This window comes from Citreicoccus inhibens, assembly GCF_019039035.1.
Taxonomy (GTDB): Bacteria; Myxococcota; Myxococcia; order Myxococcales; family Myxococcaceae; genus Citreicoccus; species Citreicoccus inhibens.
In genome coordinates this window covers 15,099-38,935 of record NZ_JAHNZT010000049.1, presented here as the reverse complement: position 1 = coordinate 38,935, position 23,837 = coordinate 15,099, and the positions used below count along the sequence as shown (strand labels likewise).

Here is a 23,837-nt window from a genome sequence, read left to right as displayed (position 1 = left end):
ACCCCCGCGCGCGCCGCACCTTTCCAGACGCGCCGCGCCGTCAGGGCGTCGCGACCGCCGCATAGACGCCGGGATTGGTCCCCTGGGTGATGATGTACAGCGCCCGCGAGTCATTCTTGCCCGCGAAGTACGCCGGCACCTGCACGCCCTGGTCGAGCGTCTTCCTCGCCTGGGACTTCACGTCGTAGACGGCCACGTCGTACGTGTCCGAGTCCATGCGCGCGTAGGTCGCGAGCACGCGCCCGCCATCCCCCGACACCTTGTACGTGTAGATGCCCTGAAGCCAGGTCTTCGGCTCCGTGGCCCGGTCCTGGAGGTCAAGCGCCTTGAAGTCACACGCGCGTCCATCCCGGATGCAGTTGGTGCGGAAGATGACCGCCTCGTTGCCGGGCATGAAGCCGTAGCCAAAGACGCCGCGGCCCACCTTCTCCGCCTTCTCGCCGCCCACCGGGTACAGCATCAAGTCCACCGAGAACACCGGCCGCAGAAAACGCGAGAGGAACGCGACGTAGCGGCTGTCCGTGCCCCAGACGAAGTTCGGCACGCGCGACCCCACCTGTCGCGGCGCTCCGTCCGGCAGCGTCGCCACGGTCATCGCGCCCGCGCGGGCCGGCTGGTCGTACTTCTCCAGGAAGCCCACCGCCTTCGAGTCCGGCGCGAAGGAGAACTCCTCCACCGCCTCGCCCACCTTTCGCCCCGAGCCGCCCGCGGCTGGCCCGACGTGCAGGTCGCCCAGTTGCTCGGGCTTGCCGTTCTCCGTGCGCGCCAACCACTTCCCATCCGGGGAGAAAGCGAACGCCTTCGAGCCCACCGCCAGCCGCTGCCCCTTCAATGACGCGGCATCGGCGAGGAACAAGTCATACATGCCGCGCGCGGACTCACTGCGCACCTGGTAGGCGATGCGAGAGCCGTCCACCGAGACCTGGTAGTCCCCCACCTGGTCCGCCAGCTTCACGAGCGTTCCCGGCGCATCCACTCGCACCGCCGCCAGCCCGCCCGCGGCCGTGAGCCGCCGCTTGAACAACAGCGTCTTGCTGTCTGGCGTGAACTGCGCGGTGCTCACCTCGCCCGCCACGCTCTGGAACGGCCCCGAGGGCAGCGGACCGAGCTTCAACACGCCGCCATCCACGAACGCCAGCCGCGTCCCATCCGGGCTGGGCAGCATGTACGTGACCGCCGAGCCCAGCGTCACGGGCTCGGCCGTGGCATCGGTGAGCGGAAGCACGTGCAACTCCCCGGACTGCACGGCGGGGTTGTAGCCCGTGAGGAACAAGAGGTGCCGAGAGTCCGGTGCGAAGAGCAGACCGCCCGGCACGTTCGTCACGCCGGCGCCCACTTCGCGCGGCTTGCCGCCCTCGACTGGAACAACGAACAACGAGCCCACCAGCATCTGCGGCGGGATGCCGTCCAGATGCGGCTTCTGGCCGTTCATCAGGAACGCGCCGAACTGGCCATCCGGAGAGACGCGCAGGTCCGAGGCCTTGCCCGCGGCCAGGAGCGTCCCCATCCCGCCCACCTTGGGTCCACCACGCGCGGCGCTGGCCACCGTGTCTCCCGCGGCCTTGCTTCCGCCGCGGGCGGTCGTGCCTCGCTCCTCGCTGTTGCGCTTGCACCCCGACACCGCGAGGGCGGCCAGCAGGCCCGCCGTCCAGACTCTCCGAAGCCGCATCATGCGCTCCTCTGCTCGTCGTGCCCCGTGGACTCGGCGCCCGGGATGCCCGCGCTCGGCAGCCAGGCCGTGAGGTCATCCTTCGCGCGCGCCGAGTACGCCGCGCGCTTGTCCGCCTTCTTCACCCGCCCTGCCAACGGCGGAAAGATACCGAAGATGACGTTCGTGGGCTGGTGCGGATGGTCCGGCGGGTGCGCCTCACCCGTCACGTGCCGGTACAGCGAGCCCAGCGCCGTGGTCGCGGGCGGCGGCGTCCACTCCACGCCGCGCAGACGCGCGTGCACCGCGAGCGCCACCAGATAGCCGCACGCCGCGCTCTCCACGTAGCCCTCCACGCCGGTGATCTGCCCCGCGAAGAACAGCCGCGACTCGGACTTGAGCGACAAGTCCCGCGCGAGCAACCGCGGCGAGTCGATGAACGTGTTGCGGTGGATCTGGCCCATGCGCAGGAACTCGGCCTGCTGGAGCCCGGGGATGCAAGTGGAGAAGATGCGCTTCTGCTCGCCCCACGTCAGGCGCGTCTGGAAGCCCACCATGTTCCACGCCGTACCCGCGGTGTCCTCCATGCGCAGCTGGACGACCGCGTACGGATCCAACCCGGTGCGCGGGTCCCGCAGGCCCACCGGCTTCATGGGCCCATAGGCCAGGGTGTCGTCTCCGCGCTCGGCCATCACTTCAATGGGCAGACACCCCTCGAAGTACTTGGGTTCCTCGAACGCGTGCGGAACCAGCTTCTGCCCCGCCTTCACCTCGGCGATGAAGCGGTAGTACTCGTCCTTCGTCATCGGCAGGTTGAGGTAGTCATCCCCTCCGCCCTTGCCGTAGCGGCTCTGACGAAACGCGACGTTCATGTCGATGGAGTCACCTGACACGATGGGCGCGATGGAGTCGTAGAAATAGAGCTTCTGGCCCACGTGCCGCTCCAGCTCGGCGGTGAGCGCGTCGGACGTGAGCGGCCCCGTGGCCACCACCATCAGACCTTCGTCGGGCAACCGCTCCACCTCGCCCGCCACCATCTCCACGTTGGGCAGCTGGCGCAGCCGCTCGGTGATGGTGGCCGAGAAGCGCTCGCGCTCCACCGCCAGCGCGTCTCCGGCCGGCACGCGGTTCGCGTCCGCGCTGCCCAGCACGAGCGAGCCCAGCGCGCGCAGCTCCGCGTGCAACAGGCCAATGGCGCTCTCCGGGTTGTCCGAGCGCAGCGAGTTGCTACACACCAGCTCCGCGAGCGAGTCGGACTTGTGCGCGGGCGAGCGCTTGTGGGGCTTCATCTCGCGCAGCACCACCGGCACCCCACGGCGCGCGAGCTGATAGGCGCACTCCGTCCCCGCCAATCCCGCGCCCACCACCGTCACCCGCTGCTGCTTCACGTCCGACATGAGTCCTCCCGGGCTCGCCGCAGAGGCACGGCCCGTCGCCCTCCTGTTAGCAGGAAGCCACGGCCGTTTCCCAGCCGCGAAACCACTCCCGTCACCCCCAGGCCCACGCCCTCGGGCCCAGGCCGCCCGCCCCCTCTCCAGCCCGACTCAGCCCGCTGGGCCAGGGCGTGGTTCCCCTCCTCGGGCCACGTCCCCACCTTTCCCCGGTCTCAGCTCGGACGACGGTGAGCGTCCGGGCGAGCGCCAGTCCACTCCCACACGGAGGCGAGCATGGCCACGAGCCGAGAGAAAGACCTGATGCGGATCCGCGCCATCCTCCAGCGGCGCCGCCGCGAGCTGCTGAGCGCCAGCGACGGCGCTCACCGGGAACTCAGCGCCCTGAAGGAACAGGAGCGCGATCCCGAGTACGAGGAGAACGCCCAATCCGAGCTGGCGGATTACACCCTGTCCAGCCTGGTGGAGTCCCAGCGCCGCGAGGTGATGCTCATCGACGCGGCCTTGCGCCGCATGGACATGGGCGTCTTCGGGACGTGCGTGGACTGCGGCGCGGACATCCCCATCGAGCGGCTGGAGGCCCTGCCCTTCGCCATCCGCTGCGAAGAGGACGCCACCCGTCATGAGTTGGAGATGCGCGGGGGCCACACCACCGCCGCGCCCACGCTCTAGGGACTCCGCGGGTGCTCCCTCGCCACGCGAGGGAGCGCCCTCAGTCGTCGCCCTTCTTGAGCACGACGAAGCGGTAGTTCTCCAGCTCGTTCTGCCCCGCCGTGTAGAGCACGGTGAGGAGCATGTCGTAGGGCACTTTCTTGTCCGCGATGACAGACAGCTCGTGGCTGAAGGGCGCCGCCGGATTGCGCGAGGCGATGTACTTCAGCTTCTCCACTTCCTTCTTGAGCTGCACGTCGAGCGCGGGCACCAGCCGCCCCTGGAGCTGCTCCGCGGGGATGCGCCCTTCCTTCAGGCGGACGACTTCCTTGTCCCCCACCATGATGTTCTTGGGGGTGATGGTCACCGCCACGGTGTCCTTGGGCGTGGCCCGCGTCGTGGACACCGGAGGCCGCACATCCTCCGAGGCGGTGATCGCCGCCGACGACGAGGCGAACGACTTGAGGAGGAACACCAGGATGATGGTCATCATGTCCATCATCGCGGTGATGTTGAGTTCCTTGATCTCCCCAGCCGCCTCGCGCTCCTTGCGCTTCTTGCGCACCAGCGCGCGGCGGTAGCGCATGCGCGCGAGCTGCTCTTCTTCAACGGCGCTCAGTGGGGCGGGCGTGGTGGGCTCGGCCATGGTCAGAGCGTCCCCAACGTGACATCCGGAAAGAGCAACTGCCGGCCCGTGCCCTGCGTCTCGCGGATGGCATCCATCGTCTGGATGAGCACCTCGTAGGGCGTCTCGGGCTCCGCCGCCACGATGACCTTGGTCTCCTTGGGAAAGGCGCCCTTGATCTTCACCATCTGCGCGGTTAGCTCGTCGAAGTTGTAGCTGCCGTCCGCCTTCATGGGCACCGAGGGCGCGCCCTCCTCACCGAGGATGGCGTTCTCGCTGCTGATGTAGTGCCCCTTCTTGGAGATGAGCACGGAGAGCGTCAGCTTGGGCTGATCCGCGTTCTCCTGCGCCACCCCGGCCGAGGGAGCCCCGTAGTTGGGCGCGTTGACGTTCAGCGTGCCGAACGCGGCCAGGCCGGTGATGGACAGCAGCATGAAGATGATGAGGTTCATGAGGATGTCGAGGTACGGGACGATGTTCAGCTCGCCCGTCTCTTCTTCCTCACGAGGCTTCAGCTTGCGCCGCGAGTAGTAGAACGCCATGAGGCCCTCAGGACGCGCGGGCCTCGAGTTCCGTGGTCGCGGGGTCCGCGCCGCCGCGCCGCGACAGCAGGTTCTCCAGCTTCAGCGCATGCAGCTCCACCGTCTCCACCATGTTCTTCGCGTAGTTGGTGAGGAACAGGTGCGAGATGATGCAGATGACGGCGATGGAGAGCCCGAAGCCCGTGTTGTACATGGCCTCGGAGATACCGTTGGAGAGCAGCGCCTGCTTCTGCTCTGCCGGCACGTTGCCGAGCGCGCGGAACGTGTTGATGAGGCCGTAGATGGTGCCCACCAGCCCGACCAGCGTGGCGATGTTCGCCAGCGACCACAGCCAGGGGATGCGGCGCGACACGTGCGGCGAGTGCTCGGCCATGGCCTCTTCAATGGCCTTGGCGACTTCAATCTCCCCGCGGTTGGCGTTGGCCAGCCCCGCGCGGATGACCTTCGCCAGCGGCGAGTGCGGCGCCGCGCTGCACAGCTTCACCGCGCGATCCAGGTTGCCACTGCGCACGAGCTTGTTGATCTGCTCGACGAAGGGCGGCGCGTTGAGGTTGTAGCGGAACAACAAGGTGATGGCCCGCTCCAGCACCACCGCCACCGAGCACGCGAACCAGAACAGGTTCACGTACATGAAGGGTCCGCCCGCCTTGAAGGCACTGACGATGAAATCCACGAGGCCACCGGAGTGGCCGGCCTCCGCGGGGGTATTGGCGACCACCACGTCCAGCAGCTCGCTCACCGACGGAATCATTGCGCCCAGGATCCTTTCGCCACCCGCCCCCGCGGGCGCCCATCCGGACCGGGGCGCCAGGTGCTGCCACAGGAGGGAGCAGCCTGGACTTCTAGGGCGCCGCCGCCGAGCGTGTCAAGACAGCGGCGCCCCAGGGTCCCGGAATGACTGGGACTTTCCAACTCAAGCGGCCGAGGACGGGCCCGCCTCTCCCGGCTGCTCCTTGATCTCGCGCCGGTAGTCGCACTCCTTGTTGGGGCAGGCGATGTAGGCACCGTCCCGCTTGGAGAACTTCTGGAGGAGGTATGGCGACTGGCACTGGGGGCAGGACTCGGCCAGCGGACGGTCCCACGCGGCGAACTTGCAGTCCGGGTACCGGTTGCAGCCGAAGAAGATCTTCCCGCGGCCGCTGCGGCGCTCGGTCAGGTAGCCCTGCTTGCACTCGGGGCAGGACACGCCGATGGAGATGGGCTTGGACGTCTTGCAGTCCGGGTAGCCCGAGCACGCCAGGAATCGCCCGAACCGGCCGCGCTTGACGAGCATGGGCTTGCCGCACTTCTCGCATTTCTCGTCCGTGGTCTCCTCCTCCACGATGACGATCTTGCCCTCGGCGTCCCGCTTGAAGTCCTTCGTGTTCTTGCAGTCGGGGTAGTTCGAGCACGCCAGGAAGTGGCCCATCTTCCCGAACTTGATGACGAACGGATTGCCGCACTTCTCGCAGGCAATGTCCGTCTTGATCTCCTCGCGCTTGACGTCGCGCATCTCCGCTTCGGCCTTCTCCAGCGTCTCCTTGAAGGGGCCGTAGAAGTCCTTGAGGACGATCTTCCAGCTCGCGCCGCCGTCGGAGATCTGATCCAGCTTCTCCTCCATGCTCGCGGTGAACGTGACGTCCATCTCGTGGGGGAAGTGCTTGACCAGCATCTCGTTGGTCATCTGCCCCAGGTCCGTGGGCCGGAAGCGGCCCTCCAACTTCTCCACGTACTTCTTGTCCTGGATGGTGGAGAGAATGGCGGCGTAGGTGGACGGGCGGCCGATGCCCTTCTCTTCCAGCTCCTTCACCAGCGTGGCCTCGCTGAAGCGCGGGGGCGGCTGGGTGAAGTGCTGCTCGTGCAGGAGCTTTTGGAGGGCCAGCTTCTCTCCCTCGTTGAGCGGCGGCAGCTCGCCGACGGCGTCCTCGGCGCCTTCGTCACCCGCGGCCTTGGCCTTCTCCTTCTCGGCCTCCTCCTCGGGCGTCAGGCCCGCGCCATACACCGCGAGGTAGCCCGGGAACTTCAGCGTGCTGCCCGAGGCGCGGAACGTGGCCCGGCCCGCGGCGATGTCCGCGGCCGTCTGATCATAGACGGCGGGCTTCATCTGGCAGGCGACGAACCGGTTCCAGATGAGCTCGTACAGCTTGAACATGTCGAGCTCGTCCATCGCCTCGAAGTGGGCGCGCACGCGCTCGGGCGGGTACTCCAGCGACGTGGGCCGGATGGCCTCGTGCGCGTCCTGGGCGCCCTTGCGGCTGCGGTACACCACCGGCTCCTCGGGGAGCATGTCCGCGCCGTACTTCGTGCCGATGAACTCGCGCACCTGCTTGACGGCGTCGTCGGACAGACGCGTGGAGTCCGTACGCATGTACGTGATGAGCGCCGTCTGGCCCTCCTCACCAAGGGGCACGCCCTCGTAGAGCTTCTGGGCCAGCGTCATCGTCTTCTTGGCCGTGAAGTGCAGGCGGTTGGCGGCCTCCTGCTGGAGCTTGGAGGTGATGAACGGCGCGGGCGCGTTGCGGCGCCGCTCGCGGCGGTCCACCTTGGACACCACGAAATCCGCCTGCTGAAGCTCGGAGACCAGCGCCTCGGTGGTCGCGCGGTCCTTCAGCTCCACCTTCTTGCCGTCCACCTTGGACAGCTTGGCCTTGAACGGCGGCGGGCCCGCGGGGCCCTCCAGCAGCGCGTCCAGGGACCAATACTCCTCGGGGATGAAGCGCTTGATCTCCTCCTCGCGCTCCACGATGAGCCGCACCGCCACGGACTGCACGCGCCCGGCGGACAGGCCGCGGCGGATCTTCTTCCAGAGCAGCGGCGAGATCTGGTAGCCGACGAGCCGGTCCAGGATGCGCCGCGTCTGCTGCGAGTCGTAGTTGTCCTGGTTCAGCTCGCGCGGGTGCGCGATGGCCTCTTGGATGGCCTTCTTCGTGATTTCGTTGAAGGTCACCCGCATGGAGTCCGGGTGCGCCAGCTCATCCTTGATGTGCCAGGCGATGGCCTCGCCCTCGCGATCCGGGTCCGTGGCCAGGAAGACCTTGTCCACCGACTTGGCCATCTTCTTCAGCTCGTTGAGCACCTTCTCCTTGCCCTTGATGACCTCGTACTGGGGCTGGAAGCCGTGCTCCACGTCGACGCCCATCTTGCTCTTGGGCAGGTCCTTCACGTGGCCCACCGAGGCCTTCACGGTGTAGCCGCTGCCCAGGTACTTCTTGATGGTCTTCGCCTTGGCGGGCGACTCCACCACCACCAGGTAATGCGGGCCCTTGCCGCGCGGAGTGGGCTCCACCTCGGCGTCCGCCTCGACGGAGGCCAGCTCGCCGGACTGAGCCGCAGACTTCCGACGGGTCGCCGTCTTCTTGGCCTTGGCCTTGGCCGCAGGCTTCTTCGCCTTGGCCGGCGACTTGCGCGCCGCCGTCTTGCGGGCGGTCGTCTCCTCGGCCGCCTCCGTGTCGCTCGCCTTCTTCTTCGTCCGCGTGGCCATGACTCTCCTACCTCGAACTACCTCAGACCTTCTCGTACAGCTTTCCCGGGTGCTGAACCACCAGCCCCGACAACTCCAACTCCACCAAGGCGCTCGTCAGGGCCGCCACCGATAACTGGCCGCCCGCCAGGACGTCATCGAAAGAGCGGGGAACCTTGCCCAACAACCGGTAGGCCCCGCGTGCTTCCGTGGAAAGCGCCTCCCACCATGAAGCGTCCTCTCCAGGAGGTACGGCCCGCCCGGGATGGATGCCCACCGCCCGCCACACGTCTTCAGGAGACGTGCACGCCTGTGCCCGCCCGTCCCGCAGCAGGGCATTGCAACCCGCCGCCGCCTCCTGCCACACGTCGCCAGGCAAGGCGAGCACCGGCCGGCCCTGAGTCCTCCCGGCCTCCACCGTATAGAGACTGCCGGACGACAGGCCCGCCCGGAGCACCAGGACCGCATCCGATGCACCGGCGATGAGCCGGTTGCGGCGCGGGAAGGTCGTCGTGCTCGCACGGACGCCCGGCGGAAGTTCACTGAAGAACACGCCCCCGCGCCCCAGGAAGTGAGGCAGCAACCGGGCTTGAGCAGGGTCCAACGCATCCAGCGCGGACCCGAGGAAGGCCCACGTCTCCCCGTCCGCGTCGAGCGCGCCCCAGTGGCACGCCCGGTCCACCCCCGCCGCCGCGCCTGACACCACCCCGACGCCAGCCTCCGCCACGCGGCGGGCGAAGGTGCGAGCAAAGGGCAGGAATCCCTGGTCCGGATGGCGGCTGCCCACCATGGCCACGCGGCGCCGGGGCGGCCCTGGCTCGCCGCGATAGAAGAGCAGCGGCGGAGCATCCGCCACCTCTCGCAACCGCTCGGGGTACGCGGGCTCCCCAGCGAAGGCCACTCGGGTCCCAGACGATTGACAGGCCCCCCAGAGACGCTCGGCCAACAAGGGCAGGGAGTCGACGCGGGCCAGCCGCTCTCGCACGGACGCCGGGACAGGCGCTCCAGCCAACCACGCGCTCACCGGGCCGAGCGCGAGCGCGCCCAGGTCTCCTTGCGCGAACACACGAAGCCCCGCGAGCGTCCGAGGCCCCAGACCCGGTATGGCCCAGAGCGCCAGACACGCCTGTTGTTCCGCCAAGAGATGGTTCGTCGCCGCGTCCGCCATACCCGCCCCCCCACGCATTACCCACCTATATAGAGGATGGGTCAGTCAGGAGGGGCGCGACACATAAACACCGGACTGGCAGCGGTCAAGCGCTGAGCCCCTCCGTGCGTCCGGGGCGTGCAGGATTCCTGCCGTGCTTCAGCGACTCGCGGTGGGAGAACCACCCACCCGCATCACCGCCCGGTCGCCCGGTCCAATCTCCTGAAGCGTCCGGCTCAGGAGGCAGTTCGCGGAGTGCTCGCGCAGCTCGGTGACCATGCACTGGCCAATGCGCTCCCAGGGGTAGACGCGGTCGTTCTTGGCCACCTCGCCGGGCTTGGTGCGCGGCTTGCCCAGCACGTCATTGGACGGGTCGCCCTTGCGCTCGATGGTGAAGGTGTTGCCCAGTTGGACGCCGTCGGCGCTGCCCCGGTCCACCACGACGAAGTAGTTCTCCGCGACCATGGTCAGGTACGGGACCATGGGGACGAGGACCACGCCCAGCACTTCCTTGGCGTTGGGCTTGGGCGAGACCTTCGTGGTGAGGTGCTCGCCGTAGGGGCCGACCAGGTCACCGCGGGAGATGGGGTCCCACGTCTCCATGATCTGCGCCGTGACGACCTGATCGTTCAGGGCCACCACGCGCAGCGAGCCGAGCAGTTGGGTGAGGTAGCCCGCGCGAGCCCCCGTCACCGGGTGCTTCACCTCTTGCTGGGTGTGGAAGACGACGTAGCGGTCGCCCACCTTGGCGGCCTTGTTGCGCTTGAAGCGAACGTAGACCTGATCCGGCGCGGACAGCATCACCGAGCCCGTGGACGCGCCCTCGATGCGGCCCGCCTCGTCCAGTTCGCGCGCGGTGACGAAGCCCTGCGTCGTCACGGTGGTGGCGCTGGAGCCGTCGTAGCCAATCTTCCCGCTGACGGTGACCGCGTTGGTCTCCTCGGGAATCTCCGTGGCCGGCGCGACATCCACGGGCGCTCCCGCCTCGACGCGCGAGGGGACCTCTTCGCCCGCGGCGAAGAACCGGACCTGGTTGCCCGGGTAGATCCAGTGTGGGTTGGCGATCTCCGGGTTGTAGGACCAGACCTTGGGCCAGTACCAGGGGCTGCCGAGGTAGCGCTGGGACAGGTCCCACAGCGTGTCCCCGGACTCCACCGTGTGGACCTCGCCCGGCGCGCTCTCGCGGCCCTGGGTGCCGGGGGGAACTGCGACGCGGGTGGGGCGCTCGGGCTCGTCGGCGACCTCCGCGCCCTCCGTCTCACCGCCCTGCGAGGCCTCGTCTTCGGCGCCATCCTGCTGCTGAGCGCGGGCCGTCCAGACGGGTGCAACGGCGAGTGGCACGAGCAGCGAGGCGAGGATCCGGGTGCGCATCGGACGACGTCCTTTCGACGAAAAGGGCTTCAAGGCGAGAGCGCGGCGAGCCGCTGCTCCGCCTGCGTGGCGGCGGCCGTCCCCGGGAACTGGGTGACGACGCGGGTGTAGAGTGCACGGGCTTGCGCGGCTTGGTTCAGCCGCACCCGGCACTCCGCGAGCCGAAGCATGCCGTCCAGCATGGCATCTCCGGCGGGATAGGTCTCGATGAGCCGCTCGAACGTCTTCGCGGCGGCGGCATAGTCCTTCAACCCCACCTGGCCCAACCCGCTGAAGTACAGCGCGTTGTCGGCGCGCGGGTGGCGCGGGTTCTCGGCGGCGAAGCGAGCCAGCCGCTCCACGCCGCCCTCCACGTTGCCCGTGCGCAGCAGCGAGACGGAGTGCTCGTATTCCGCGTCGAGCACCGCGGGGTCGCGCTCCGGGAGGCCCGACTCACGGACCGGCGTGACGGAGGCGGCCGAGGACTCGTCCACCGGGGAGATGAACATCTCCATCTGATCGGAGTCCGGCTCCACCACGGAGACAGCGGTGGGGATGCGCGGCGCGGGATCATTCCGGGGCTTGAGTCGCACCACCGCCAACTCCGACGGCGGCAGGTTCAGGGACGAGTTCTCTCCCGCGGCGGGGGGCGCGGAGGAAGCGGACACCGGCGCGGCGGCTCGGGGGGCGCGGCTGACGGCGTCGCGATCCTCCAAGCGCTGCAGGCGTTCTTGGAGCCGGGCCTGCGTATCGCGCAGCGTGTGCACCTCGGCTTGCAACGCCACAAGCTCCGCCGACGAAGCGGAGGGGGTGGCGCAGGCGCAGGGCGCGCTCAGCGCCACGGCAGCCAGCAAACGGAAGAGGAAGGAGCGCTCCAGCACGGGCCTGGGTCGAGAGAGGTCTGCTCCCGAGGATAGGAAGCCCCGTCCGAGAGCGTCAAGAAATCGGCCCTGCCTAGAAGCGCCGCACCACGAAGTTGAGGTGACGGCCAGTGCGTCCCGCATCGCGGCGATGCGAAAAGAACCGCGCCGCGTCACACGCCGTACAGGCCTGTAGCACGTCCACATGTGCGGACAGCAGCCCCGCCGTGAGCAGCGTGCGCCGCACCGCGAACGGCAGATCCAGATGGGGGTGCGTGGCATGGGGGGTCACCACGTCCGGGCCGAAACGGCGGGTGAACCGCTCGGCCAGCTCTGGGGAGACTTCGTAGCAGCAGCGCTGGATGCAGGGCCCCACCGCCGCGAGCAGTCGGTCCGGCCGTGCCCCGCGCGCCACCAGCACCTCCACCACCCGCGCGCTGATGTCCGCATCCGTCCCGCGCCAACCCGAGTGCACCGCCGCCACCCGCCGGCCATCGGGATCCACCAACAGCACCGGCACGCAGTCCGCCGTTCCCACCGCCACCCAGCCCCCCTCCTCCTCGGTCCAGAGGGCATCCGCCTCGCCCAGCACCGGGCGCAGCCCCCCGTCGTCCGGGCGACCGCGTGCTTCGAGCACGCGGTCGCCGTGGACCTGGGAGACTCTGCCCAGCGCGCCCAACGCAGCCCCGGCCGCCTGCGCGAGCCTTCGGTGATTCTCTTCCACGCGTTCGCGCGCGTCGCCGACCGCGAACCCCAGGTTGAGCGAGGCATAGGGGCCCTCGGACACCCCACCCTCTCGGGTCGAGAAACCATGCGGAACGGGCAGCAGGGAGGACGTCACGAAAGAAGGCAGCGTCATCGGTCCCACCAGCGTAACGCCCCCGCGCGACCTCGCACGCAACCCGTGCGATGGGCGACCCCGTTTCGTCACACAGATTCGGTGCGAGTCCGTTTGACAGTGCGCGTTACCGGACTGACAATTCGTCAACTCTTCGGCAACTGGCGGTAAACCAGCCCCCCGGTGAGAACGGTTTGCCGCGCGCATGGCCCTGGGTCCCGACACGATTGGTAGGAAGTTGTTGTGGAGCATCGCCCTGCCCGGGCTGGTGGTGGCATTGGTCGGCGTGGCCCACTTCGGCCGTGAGGCGCGGCAGGCCGTTCGCGAAGGCACCCACCTGGAAGCCCTCGCACTGGCCGAGTTCGTCGCGTCCACCTTCACCCTGCCCCAGGCCCCCGGCGCGCCTCCGCACGGCGCGGTCGCGGAGGTGCTCGCGTCGGACGCGCGCTTGTTCCGCTCGGTGGAGGACCTGCGCGTCCTCACGCCCGACGGGCGGATCCGTTGGAGCCGGCGCGCGGGCGAGCAAGGGCATCTGCATCCCGAGGCCACGCGGCTGACGGCCCCGGGCCCCGAGGCGGCGCGCTCCAGCGAGCATGGCACCGAGGTGGTGCGTCCGCTGGGCGGCCCCGAGTGCACCGGCTGCCACACGGGCGAGGGAGGACAGCACGCAGGCGTGCTCCAGGTGCGCATGACGGAGCCCGTGCTCTACCGCCAGCTCCAGCAGGTCTTCCGCAGCGCGCTGGGCGCCATGGCGCTGTTCGCGGCGATGCTCGGGCTGGTGACGTGGCTGGCGCTGCGCTTCGTCCTCACGCGCCCACTGAAGCGGCTCAGCGAGGTCATGCGCCGCGCCGAGGCCGGCGACCTCCTGGTGCGCGCCGAGGCACGTGGCACCGACGAAATCTCCCGGCTGGGCGCCGCCTTCAACCAGATGCTCGCGCGCCTCACGTCCATGAAGGTGGAGGAGATCGACACCCACCGAGACCTCGCGTTGGTGAAGGAGAAGCTGGCGCTCAAGGACGAATTGGAAGAGCGCCTGCGCGAGCTGTCGCTCCTCTTCGACGTGGCCCGTTCACTCAACTCCACGCTGGAGTTGGACGAGTTGCTCGGGCGCATCACCCAGCTCGTGGTGGAGCGGCTCCACATCCCCGACTTCTCCATCATGCTCGTCAACGCCGAAGGCATGCTGGAAGTTCGCCGCGCGTGGCCGGATGGCAGCGGCGCCGAGGGAATGACCTTCGCGATGGGCGAGGGAGCGTGTGGCCGCGCCGCGCAGACTCGCAAGTCCGTCTACATCCCCGACCTCGCGGACCGCACCAGCGTCTACGCGCGCCGCGCCCTGGTGAACGGCCGCAAGGACGAGGGCTCGCTGCTGGCCGTGCCCATGGTGCACGTGGACACGCTGCTGGGCGTCATCAACTTCCTGCGCCCCCAGCCGGCCGCCTTCTCCGCCGAGGAGATCGAGCTGCTCACCTCCGTGGGCGAGCAGGCCGCCACCGCGGTGCAGAACGCGCGGCTGCATGCGGAGACCGTGACACTCACGCTCACGGACGCGCTCACGGGCGTGCCCAACCGGCGCCACCTGTTCCAGCGGCTGGAGCTGGAGATGGCTCGGGCGCAGCGCTTCGGTGTTCCGCTCGCATTGCTGATGGTGGACGTGGATCACTTCAAGCGGCTCAACGATCTCGCGGGCCATCGCGCGGGTGACGAGACGCTTCGCCGGGTCTGCGACGTGCTGCGCCTGCGCGCGCGCAAGGTGGACACGCTGGGACGTTATGGCGGCGAGGAGTTCGTCCTCCTCTTGCCGCAGGTGACCAAGGAGGACGCCACGGAGGTCGCGGAGAAGCTGCGCCGCGCGGTGGCGGACGCTCCGGACCTCGCGCAGCCAGGCTTGCCGGGCGGCCACATCACCGTCTCGGTGGGCGTGGCGCACTTCCCCACCGACGCGACCAGCCAGGAGACGTTGGTGGATTGCGCGGACTCGGCGCTCTATTGCAGCAAGCGCACGGGGCGAAACCGCACCACGCCGTACGCGGCTGGGATGGAGATGCATCCCGGGAGAGAGCGCGGGCCGCAGGCACCTCCCGCCGAGCCCCCCCTCCCCTCCGGCATCGCCAAGGCCTGAGCGCTGGGCGCCGTCCCGCGCTCGCGAGACGGCACCTCCGGGCGTTGAAGCCCCTCACCTCACGACAACTTCGGCGCGCTGAGGCCCCTCACCTCACGGCAACTTCAGCGCGCGCAGCAGTCGGCCACCGCCTGGGGTCGCCACGCGGAACAGCAGCGTGCTGCCCGCCGCGGCGCCGCGAATGACCGCCGCCAGGTCCTTCGCGCTCGTGATGGGCTTTCGGTTCGCCTCCACCACCAGCATGCCCGCGGCCAGCTCCGCGCGATCCGCGGGAGAGCCCGGCACCACATCGGTGATGAGCGCGCCCTGCCGCTCGGTGAAGCCCGCTTGCTGCGCGGTCCGCGGATCCAGGTTGTCGAGCGACAGGCCCACGCGCCGCGAGCCCTCCTGCTCATCCCCCGTCTCCTGCTTCTTCTTGCCCACGCCCTCCAGGTCCGGACGCGTGCCAAGCGCCACCTTCACGTCCTGCTTCTTGCCCTCGCGATAGAGGGTCAGCGTGACGGTGCTGCCCGGACGCTTGAGCGCGACCATGCGCGTGAACTGGTTGCTCGTCCCGATCTTCTGGCCATCCAGCGCCACCACCACGTCATCTGACTTGAGCCCAGCCTTCGCGGCGGGCGAGCCGGGATTCACCTGCGTCAGGATGGCGCCCTCGGTCACGGGCAGGTCCATCGCCTTGGACAGGTCCCGCGTCAGGTCCTGGATGCCCACGCCCAACCAACCGCGCGTGACGGTGCCCTCCTTCTCCAGCTGCGGCACCAGCGCCTTGATGAGGTTGCTGGGTACCGCGAAGCCGATGCCCGTGCCCCCGCCCACGATGGCCGTGTTGATGCCGATCACCTCGCCGCGGAGATTGAACAACGGTCCGCCCGAGTTGCCCGGGTTGATGGCCGCGTCGGTCTGGAGGAACTCGTCATAGGGCCCCGCGCCGATGTCGCGCGCGCGCGCCGAGAGGATGCCCAGGCTCACGCTGGACGCGAGCCCGAACGGGTTGCCGATGGCGAGCGTCCAGTCGCCCACGCGCATCGCATCCGAGTCCCCCAGCTTCACCGTGGGAAGGTTGTCCACCTTCTCCTTGAGCTTCACCACGGCGACGTCAGTCAGCGGATCCCTCCCGACCGTCTCCCCCGTGAAGGTGCGTCCATCGTCCAGTCGGATGGTGATGGACACCGCGTCCTCGACCACGTGGTTGTTGGTGAGGATGACGCCCTTGGGCTCGATGATGAACCCTGAGCCCGCCCCCTGGCGAAGCTGCTCATGCTCGCGGCGACGGCTGTCCCCCTTGCCCTGGCCACCGTTGCCAAAGAAACGATCGAAGAACGGGTTGTCCTCCAGGCCCGACGGCAGCTGCGCGCGCGTCTGCACATCCACGTTCACCACCGCGGACTTCACCGACTCGACGAGCGGAGCCAGTGACGGCAGCGCCTGCGCCGCGGCGGTGGCGGGCTGGAGGTTGCTGTTCTGCCCCGTCGAACTGGAGGACGCGGCGGGGGAAGGTGTCTGTCCGAGCGCCATGGACGGCACGGCGAGCACGAACACGGCGCCCAGGATCTTCCGACGGAACGGCGGCGAAAATGAGCTCATAGGATGTCCAACCTAGACCTGAAATGGGCCCCGCAACCCGGTCCATTGCTCCAGGGGCCATCCAGCGAACACCTCGCGCGCGCGCCTCTTCCCGAATCCGTCACCCCGCGGGCCGGTACACCCGGTAGTCCAGCTCCGGGAACAAGTTGTCCCGCCCCTCCACGTGCGCCAGCCACCCCTCGTCAATGGCGCCCGAGCGCACCTGATCATGCAGGCGCAGGAAACGCAGCAGGTGCTCCTGCGTGCGCCGGACCGCATAGTCCACCATGGTCCCGGTCTTCATGATGAAGGCCCAGTCGGAGGACTGCGCCAGCAGGAGTTCACGCGCGGCCTGGTTCAACGCGCGTCGGCGCAACTCGGACGCATCGGGGAAGTCTCGGGCAAGCGCCACCATCTTGCGCGAGCAGTGGTGCAGGTGGCGGTAGATCCAATCGTTGGAGCCATCCAGCCACATGTTTGCGTAGCCCCCCGCCCCCCAGGAGGACAGCGGCGGCGTGGCCACTTGATTCTCCGGATGCGCTCGCAGGTCATCTGAGGGTGTCACCAACCGCACCTGCTCGCGGGCGTGCACGGCCTGACGCAGCAGGGCCTCGATGAAGTGCGGTCCCTCGAACCACCAGTGGCCAAACAGCTCCGCATCGTACGGCGCGACGACGACGGGCGTGCGTCCTCCCATTCGCGTGGCGAGGTACTCCATCTGGCGCTGTCTGTTGAACAGGAAGTTGCCCGCGTGCACGGCGGCACGCTGGCGCGCGACGTCGGGCTCATAGGGGCGCTTGTCGTTCGTCTTGCCCGTGATGCGGTAGTACTTGAAGCCCGTGTTCTTCCGCTCGCCCGTGGGTTGGATGAAGGGCCGGACGTAGTCCAGGTCCAGGTCCCATCCGATGTCGCGATAGAACTCGCGGTAGTCCGGGTCGCCCGGATACCCGTGCTCGGTGCTCCAGACCTGCTGGGAGCTCTCGGGGTCGCGTGCGTAGGCCGCGACTCCCGCCTCGGTGAAGATGGGCGCGTAGGGCCCATGCAGCGGTCGAGGCGTGGCGTCCGTGAGGCCGTGCGTGTCCACGAAGAAGTAGCGGATGCGCTCGGCGGCCAGCACGCGCTCCAGCCCGGGGAAGTAACCACACTCCGCCAACCAGATGCCCGCGGGATCTCTGCCGAACGTCTGGCGATAGTGATTGGCCGCCACCGTCACCTGCGCGCGCACGGCCTCGGGCGTCTGCTGCATCAGCGGCAGGAACCCATGGGTCGCGTTGCAGGTGAGGATCTCCAGGTGGCCCGCGTCCTGGAGTCGACGGAACGCGCCCACGAGGTCGCGCCGATAGCGCTCGCGAAAGAGGACGCGCAGGGACTCGAAGTGGTCGCGATAGAAGCGAGCCAGTCGACCGAACGTGGGGTCATCGCGCGTGCGGTGCACTTCCCGAGCGCCCAGCTCGCAGAGCTGGTCGAGCTTCCGGGCGTAGCGCGACATCAGCAACTCGTCGCGCAGCATGGTGACGAGCGTGGGCGACAGCGTCATCGAGAGACGGAACGCAACGCCCTCGTCGGCCAGCGAGTCGAAGACCCTCAAGAGCGGGAGGTACGTCTCGGAGATGGCTTCGTAGAGCCAGTCCTCCTCGAGGAAGTTCTCGTGCTCGGGATGGCGAACGAAGGGAAGGTGCGCGTGCAGGACCAGCGCGAGGGAGCCCGGGCTCATAGGTCGTTCTGGGTGTCCTTGGAGGTTCACGTGCGGCCACGCCCAGAGGGCGTTGGCTCGGGGGTTTCCTTCTCGGAGCGCGCGTAGCGCTGATCCGACGCGCCGGGAGGCCGCGCGACGCCGCTCAGGTAGCGCTGATCCGATGCGCCCGGTCCACGAGGCATCGACTCGGTGGGCACACCGGGACCGGAGGACTGCGGTGGGACAGCGCGCGCGATGCGCTCCCGCTCAAGCTCGGGGATGTCCAGCGCCCCCGAGCTGCCGGGCAGTTGGACTCGGCGCCAGCGGATGTACTCGCGCTCCTCGAACTCGGCGGTGCGAGTGTGCGCGGTGGCCGCGGTCTCCGCCATGTCACTCCGCGCGGCCTCGAAGCCCGTCGGCATGCGCAGGAAGCGCACCGAGGTGTCCGAGGACGGCCCCGAGGGCGGCAGCACCACGCGGTTCGTCGAGCCCCCAATCCGGCGCCCACTGCCATCCTTCGCGATGAAGTGCGCCTCCACACGATAGGGCCGCCCCGGAGGAAGCCCGTGGATGTAGAAGCTGCGAGACTCCAGGGCGAACTCCACCTCGCGCACGAGCTGTTCACCCTCGAACACCTTGAGCACCGCGCGGGGAGCGTCCAAGCCCTCCAAGGCGCGTGCGCGGGTGGCGGCGCTGAAGTCCCAGAACACGAACAGCGTATGAGGGTCGCGCGGCATCAGCAGCGCCGTATCGTCCTCGTAGTCCAGCGGCAGCTCGCCCAGATGCTCGTCGTACTCGGAGGACTGGTCCGCGGGCGGCAACCACCTGGCCTGCTCCTCCAACAGATGATGCCGACGCGCCTCGCGCTCGCCCGCGACTCGCGCGACGAAGAAGCCCTCCACCAAGGGCTCGGCTGGGTGCTGTGGCGGCTCCACGGCAGCGACCTGCGCGGCGACCTCTTCAGTCGCGGAGAGGGACTCCTGCCCACGCGTGGCGCCCGATGCCGTGGGATGCCCGCGCAGCCTGGGTGGAAAATTCACGACGTGGGCCGGCTTGGTGGTCGCGACGCCACGAGCCGTGTCGGTCTGCGTCCGCGCTTTCTCGACACCGCCTGTGGAACCGGAGTCTTGCTCCGCCGTGCTGTCCAGGTCCTGGGTCTCACCAGCCCCGGCACTCTGTGACGAGGCATCGGTCCGCTTCTGGGACTTTCTTCGGGCCTTGCGGCGGATGGCGTCCCTGGCCGCTTCGAGCCGCGGCAGGAGGCTCCCTCCGGCACTGCGCACCAGCCGAGCCAGGACCGGGACATAGGCCGCGAGTGCCGCGATGAGCTGCTGCTTGTTCTTCTTGCGGTGGCCAGGGCCGAGGTGCTTCCGAGCCAGCTCTCGAAGGTAGCTCACGGTGACACGCTTGAGGTGGTCCATGGACACCCTCGCCTTTAGGTCGCGGCACGCGGAGGGTCAACGTGTCAGCACTACATGTGTTGGTCTGCGGACCCCGCTTCTTCATCCGTCCCCCATGACACCTAGGAAACGTCCCGGTATCCTGCGCCCCGCTTGAGCGACCTGCCCAGACTCCTCCTGTGCAGCTTCGACGTGATTCCGGGTCCGTCGGGCTCCTCGCGTCGATTGACGGAGTATCTCAAGGCATTGCCCGACCGCTTCACCGTGGTCGTGCTCTCCGCCAAGACGCCAGACCACTCCCACATCGAGAAGTACCAGGGCGCGCGGCTGCTGCGCGTGCCGGTGGGCTCGGGGGACCTCGCGTCGCGAATCCAAGCCTTCGAGCGCGCGGTACGCCGCCAATTGGAGAGCGAGGACTACGCACTCGCCCACTTCACGGACCCCTTCGGCGGCTATGCGCTGTGCGAGCTGAAGGGCGACTACGGCTATCGCCTCATCTACGAGGCGCAGACGTTCCCGTCGCAGGAGCTCCGCTTCACCCATCCGCAGTTGGAGGGCGATCGGCGCTTCCTCTCCAAGGTGCGGCGTCAGGAGTTGTTCTGCCTGATGAACGCCGACCTCGTCATCACCGGCTCGCAGACGACTCGGAGCTTCATCCAAGGGCTTGGTGCGGCGGAGGAGCAGGTCCGGGTCCTCCGCGCGCCGGTGGACCTGACGCCGTATGCCCCGAGCGTGGTGGGGCTCCCGGACGGCAAGCCGCTGCGCATGATGTACCTGGGGAGTCAGGTGGGCTGGCAGGGATTGCCCCTGCTGCTGCGCGCCACGGCCCTCGCCGCGAAGCAGGAGCCCGTGCGCCTCACGCTGGTGGGCGCCCAGCATCCGGATTGGAAACCGCACCTGGAGGATCTGGTGCGGGAGCAGGGCCTCCAGGACCTCGTGGAGTTCCAGCCACCGGTCGCGCATGACGACCTGGCCAAGGTGCTCGCGCTGGCGGACGTGGGCGTGCTGCCGCTCGACGACTCCGAGCGCAACCGGATGCAGGGCGGGCCCTTGGCGAAGGTGTCCGAGTACCTGGCCGCGGGGCGCCCGGTCATCGCCGCGGAGCTGCCCGTCACTCGCGAGCTCATCCCCTCGAGCGCGGCTGTGTTCTTCGCGCCTGGGGATGTCCGCGCGATGGCGGATCGGATCATCGAGTTGGCGCGGGATGTTCCTCGGCGGCTGGCATTGGGCCGAGCGGCACGAGCGCATGCGGAGACCGCGCTGGAAGCGGGGCGCATCCGAGGCCGGCTCCTCGATCTCTACGACGGGCTGCTGGAGAAGCGCGGGCCGCGCCCGACCGGCGACTCCAGTGAGTCGCTCCCCGACGTCACGATGACGGGGACGCCCACCAACCGGTTGGCGCTGCTGGGAGTCTCGGAGCCTTCCGTCGAGTCGTCCGCGCCCAGCCCCGCCGCGCCGCGAAACCAGACCCTGGATGCGGCCCAGGAGGCACGCGAGGCCGCGCCCATCGTGGTGGGTCAGGTGGTGGAGGAGCGCCTCGATCGTCGGCTCGTGAAGACGGAGCCAGACGCCCGCCCGGCCGAGCCGCCCGTCGTGATGGGGCTCCCGCTCAGGGAGGAACCCTCCGATGAGGCCGCCACGACGGTGAGCCCCATTCCCACCGCACCGGACAAGACTCCGCGCGACGCGAGCCTGCTCGTCGAGGAGCCGACCGCGCCGAAGTCGGCCCCGGCACGCACCGCGTCCGCAGTCGATGTCGCCGTCTCCGCGCGCACGACGTCGAAGGTGGAGCTTCCTGCCGTGCCAGGGAGCAGCGAGCCCAAGGCAAGCACCCTCGGGCCAACCACCGCAGCGGCCCCGGACAACAACGGCGCTGTCGCCACGAATCACCGTGGAGAAGTCGACACCGGAACAGTGGCCGGCACAGCTCCCGGCAACGCCTCGGCCGAGGCACCCGCGACCAGCTTGCGTCCGCTGCCTGAGCGTCTGGGTTCGACCTCAGAAGACAACGCCTCCGGCTCCACCGCGCGGGCACAGGCCAGCGATGCGGGGACGAACCCGAAGACCCGCGACGCTGCCGCGAATCTCCTGAAGTCACACAGTGGAGAGAGCGCACAACACGAGGACGCGTCGGCCTCTTCGCAGGACGCCGCAGGCGAGCGTGCGCAACTCCAGGATGACGCGTCGCTCCCCCCTAGGACGCACGGCAGAGACGACCAAGAGCACAGCGACGAAGCAGGATCGCCTCCGTCCACGGTTCAGCGTTCATCGAACTCCGAAGACGCGCGGAACGAACAGGCCGCAGCGTCACTCGCGAACGACGGCCAGCACGCTGACTCCACGAACACCCTCCACCGTGAGGATGCGGCGCAAGCATCCGAGCGCATCGCTCGGCAATCCGAGGAACCTGGGCTCGCTGAGCGAGACGACGAGGCTTCGTCCCGTTCAGCGAGTCAGCGAGGCGCGAACACCACCGCAGCCGCTCCGAGCGACGATGAACCTCACACCCGCGCTGCGACCCAGCGAAGCGCGCTGAATGACACCGCATCCCTGAGGGACGACGAAGCCTCGTCCCAGTCATCGGTTCAGCAAAGCGCGAACACCACTGCAGCTGCCCCGAGCGATGATGAAGGTCGATCCCGTGCTGCGCCGCAGCGAAGCGCGCTGAATGACGCGGAATCCCTGAGCCACAGTGAAGCGCCAGCCCGCGCAGCGACGCAGCGAAGTGGACCGAATGACTCGGGCTCTGGGCACGAGGATGAAGTCCCCGCCAATGCAGCGCAGCAGCGAAGCGGACCGAATGACTCGGGCTCTGGGCACGAGGATGAGGTCCCCGCCAATGCAGCGCAGCTGCGAAGCGCGCTGAGCACCACGACCTCCGCGCACGAGGATGAGGCCCCCTCCCCGACTCCCATCGTTCGCCGTCCCCACGGCCTCGAGGATCGGCCGAGCGAGCGCGAGGGCCTATCGCCCAGGAGCGGCAACCACCGCTCGCGCTCCTCAAGCAGCGCATCTCGCGACGAGGAATCGCCGTCGCCCACGCCCATCGTTCGCCGGCCTCTGGGTCTCGATGAGCCGCAGCGCGAGCCCGGGGCTTCGTCTCTCTCGAACGGGCACCGTCGGAGGCGGACGGATCATTCGCAGCGCGAGGAGGACTCGCCGTCTCCGACCCCCATCGTCCGCCGACCGCTCGGGCTCGAAGACCCGCCAGAGGACCGCGACACCTCGCAGGCCACGAGCAGCAGGCGACGCGCGAACTCCAGTGACGATGCGGCACGCGAAGGTGACGCGCCGTCGCCCACGCCCATCGTCCGGCGCCCGCTGGGTCTCGAAGATTCGCAGCGTGACGAAGATGGTGCCGTTCGCGGGCTGACCACCGCAGGCCGACCTGAACGCGAAGACGACGCGCCTCGGAGAACCGCATCGCCCAGCCGCGTCGAGCGCGACGACGACGCACTCACGGTTCGTCGACCGACGCCGCCCGAGATCGCCGCGCGCAACGCGGAGGACACCGGTGCGCGCAAGTCTCCGTCCATCGAGCGAGACGAGGAGCCGCCCGCCCCCACCCCCATCGTCCGCAAGCCGGGCTCCGCGGAGCGCGAGGCGGACTCCCCCACGCCCATCGTCCGCCGGCCGGCCTCGCTGGAGCGTGGCGACGAGCCCCCTTCTCGGCGAGCAAGCCCCTCGGACCGCGACGAGCCGCCGCCTCCGTCGCCCGCCCGCGGTCCGACGACGCCTGAGCGCCCCTCGGCCGCGTGGGTCGACGACCACGAGCCGCCGGCCCCGACCCCCATCGTCCCGATGCGCTCCCTCGTGCCGAGCCGCGGGACAACGAAGACGGAGCCGCCGCGAACCGCTTCGACCGGGGCCTTCCCGGCCCTTCCACCGCGCAGCCCGGATCCCGCGCGCGTCACCGACACGGAGCGCCCCACTCCGCCTCGGCTGAACACCGTGTCGGACACGGACCGACCGCCCATTCGCGGGGGACTGCCCGTCGCGGAGCCCCCTCGCACGGCCTCGACCCGCATCCCCGTCCTCTTCGAGTCGGGCAAGGCCCCCATCCGAGGCGGCAGTCTCTCGGACACGGATCGCCCGCCCCCGCTCCCCCCGCGCGCCACGGCACCGCCGCCCGTTCCTCCCCGCCAGCCCCCTCCCCGGCTCTCGCCGGTGGACCTGTCGTCCCGTCCCGCCACTCCGCCGGTCCTCAAGGCCTCGCTGCGCACCTACACGCCCGCGGACGACGAGCCCGAGGAGATCTCGTCGTCAGACGCCCAACCGCTGGAGGATGAGGAGCTCGACGAGGTCTCCCCGCTGTCCGCGCGCGGCCGAGGCGACGAGCCCGAGGAGATCAGCGCCGACGAGGTATTGGAGGCCGACGCCACGCACGAGGACGCCGAGCTGGATGACGAAGGGCCTTCGCCCGAGCCTCCACCCTCGGCCCTCAACGCCTGGTTCGCCCAGCTCGCCCACGGCTACTGCCCTCCTGAGGGAACCCGCTTTGCTCGGCACACCCCGCCCACGACGTTCCCCGGGCGGGATGACGGCCCGCAAACGCCTCGGGGCGCCTCGGATCCCGGCCCTGAAGG

15 protein-coding genes and 1 pseudogene are annotated in these 23,837 nt (G+C 69.1%); 3 read left to right on the top strand and 13 right to left on the bottom strand.

The annotated features are described in order from the left end of the window. Nucleotides 1–40: 40 nt before the first annotated feature. Together KRR26_RS33225 and trmFO are read right to left on the bottom strand one after the other, a co-directional pair. Complete coding sequence (locus KRR26_RS33225) at nucleotides 41–1,672, bottom strand: gliding motility protein (protein ID WP_217081786.1); 1,632 nt, start codon at nucleotides 1,670–1,672, stop codon at nucleotides 41–43. Further along, on the bottom strand, nucleotides 1,669–3,045 hold the full coding sequence (gene trmFO / locus KRR26_RS33220; RefSeq protein WP_120206826.1) for a methylenetetrahydrofolate--tRNA-(uracil(54)-C(5))-methyltransferase (FADH(2)-oxidizing) TrmFO: 1,377 nt from the start codon (nucleotides 3,043–3,045) through the stop codon (nucleotides 1,669–1,671). Before trmFO ends, KRR26_RS33225 begins: the two co-directional genes overlap by 4 nt. Before the next feature lie 270 nt (nucleotides 3,046–3,315). Here trmFO and KRR26_RS33215 point away from each other — a divergent pair, with 270 nt between their 5' ends. Then, on the top strand, nucleotides 3,316–3,711 hold the full coding sequence (locus tag KRR26_RS33215; RefSeq protein WP_120206827.1) for a TraR/DksA family transcriptional regulator: 396 nt from the start codon (nucleotides 3,316–3,318) through the stop codon (nucleotides 3,709–3,711). A 40-nt stretch (nucleotides 3,712–3,751) separates the two neighbouring features. On the opposite strand, the gene KRR26_RS33210 is transcribed toward KRR26_RS33215, so the two are convergent. The 8 genes from KRR26_RS33210 to pgeF all read right to left on the bottom strand — a co-directional run bounded on the left by KRR26_RS33210 (nucleotide 3,752) and on the right by pgeF (nucleotide 12,512). Continuing rightward, on the bottom strand, nucleotides 3,752–4,336 hold the full coding sequence (locus tag KRR26_RS33210) for an ExbD/TolR family protein (RefSeq protein ID WP_120206828.1): 585 nt from the start codon (nucleotides 4,334–4,336) through the stop codon (nucleotides 3,752–3,754). 2 nt (nucleotides 4,337–4,338) lie between these two features. Further along, nucleotides 4,339–4,857, bottom strand: coding sequence for an ExbD/TolR family protein (locus KRR26_RS33205; RefSeq protein ID WP_120206829.1), 519 nt, complete (start codon nucleotides 4,855–4,857; stop codon nucleotides 4,339–4,341). 7 nt (nucleotides 4,858–4,864) lie between these two features. Beyond that, a complete protein-coding gene (locus tag KRR26_RS33200; protein WP_120206830.1) occupies nucleotides 4,865–5,608 on the bottom strand; it encodes a MotA/TolQ/ExbB proton channel family protein in 744 nt (247 codons plus the stop codon). 162 nt (nucleotides 5,609–5,770) lie between these two features. Continuing rightward, nucleotides 5,771–8,317, bottom strand: coding sequence for a type I DNA topoisomerase (gene topA / locus KRR26_RS33195; protein ID WP_217081785.1), 2,547 nt, complete (start codon nucleotides 8,315–8,317; stop codon nucleotides 5,771–5,773). Nucleotides 8,318–8,339: 22 nt separating this feature from the next. Further along, nucleotides 8,340–9,464, bottom strand: a complete 1,125-nt coding sequence (locus tag KRR26_RS33190; protein WP_217081784.1) for a DNA-processing protein DprA — start codon at nucleotides 9,462–9,464, stop codon at nucleotides 8,340–8,342. 138 nt (nucleotides 9,465–9,602) lie between these two features. Next, entirely contained in the window at nucleotides 9,603–10,814 is a 1,212-nt protein-coding gene (locus tag KRR26_RS33185) for a LysM peptidoglycan-binding domain-containing protein (RefSeq protein WP_120206832.1), read from the bottom strand. Nucleotides 10,815–10,843: 29 nt separating this feature from the next. Next, complete coding sequence (locus KRR26_RS33180; RefSeq protein WP_217081783.1) at nucleotides 10,844–11,674, bottom strand: tetratricopeptide repeat protein; 831 nt, start codon at nucleotides 11,672–11,674, stop codon at nucleotides 10,844–10,846. A gap of 73 nt (nucleotides 11,675–11,747) precedes the next feature. Beyond that, complete coding sequence (gene pgeF, locus KRR26_RS33175; RefSeq protein WP_120206834.1) at nucleotides 11,748–12,512, bottom strand: peptidoglycan editing factor PgeF; 765 nt, start codon at nucleotides 12,510–12,512, stop codon at nucleotides 11,748–11,750. A 184-nt stretch (nucleotides 12,513–12,696) separates the two neighbouring features. Between pgeF and KRR26_RS33170 the strand changes: the two genes are divergently transcribed. Further along, nucleotides 12,697–14,613 (top strand): GGDEF domain-containing protein, encoded by a 1,917-nt coding sequence (locus KRR26_RS33170; protein ID WP_120206835.1) that lies wholly within the window; start codon nucleotides 12,697–12,699, stop codon nucleotides 14,611–14,613. Nucleotides 14,614–14,706: 93 nt separating this feature from the next. On the opposite strand, the gene KRR26_RS33165 is transcribed toward KRR26_RS33170, so the two are convergent. The 3 genes from KRR26_RS33165 to KRR26_RS33155 form a co-directional block, all read right to left on the bottom strand. After that, nucleotides 14,707–16,197 carry a Do family serine endopeptidase gene (locus KRR26_RS33165; protein ID WP_120206836.1) on the bottom strand — a complete coding sequence of 497 codons (1,491 nt, stop codon included), beginning with the start codon at nucleotides 16,195–16,197 and terminating at the stop codon, nucleotides 14,707–14,709. 100 nt (nucleotides 16,198–16,297) lie between these two features. After that, a complete protein-coding gene (locus KRR26_RS33160; protein ID WP_120206837.1) occupies nucleotides 16,298–17,890 on the bottom strand; it encodes a glycoside hydrolase family 57 protein in 1,593 nt (530 codons plus the stop codon). Between the two features lie 26 nt (nucleotides 17,891–17,916). Then, the gene (locus KRR26_RS33155) at nucleotides 17,917–19,272 is read right to left on the bottom strand and encodes a DUF4912 domain-containing protein (protein WP_217081782.1); all 1,356 of its coding nucleotides are present in this window, start codon (nucleotides 19,270–19,272) and stop codon (nucleotides 17,917–17,919) included. A 225-nt stretch (nucleotides 19,273–19,497) separates the two neighbouring features. Between KRR26_RS33155 and KRR26_RS37905 the strand changes: the two are divergent. Continuing rightward, nucleotides 19,498–20,868: pseudogene (locus KRR26_RS37905) on the top strand (glycosyltransferase); the annotation flags it as partial. Between the last annotated feature and the right edge of the window lie 2,969 nt (nucleotides 20,869–23,837).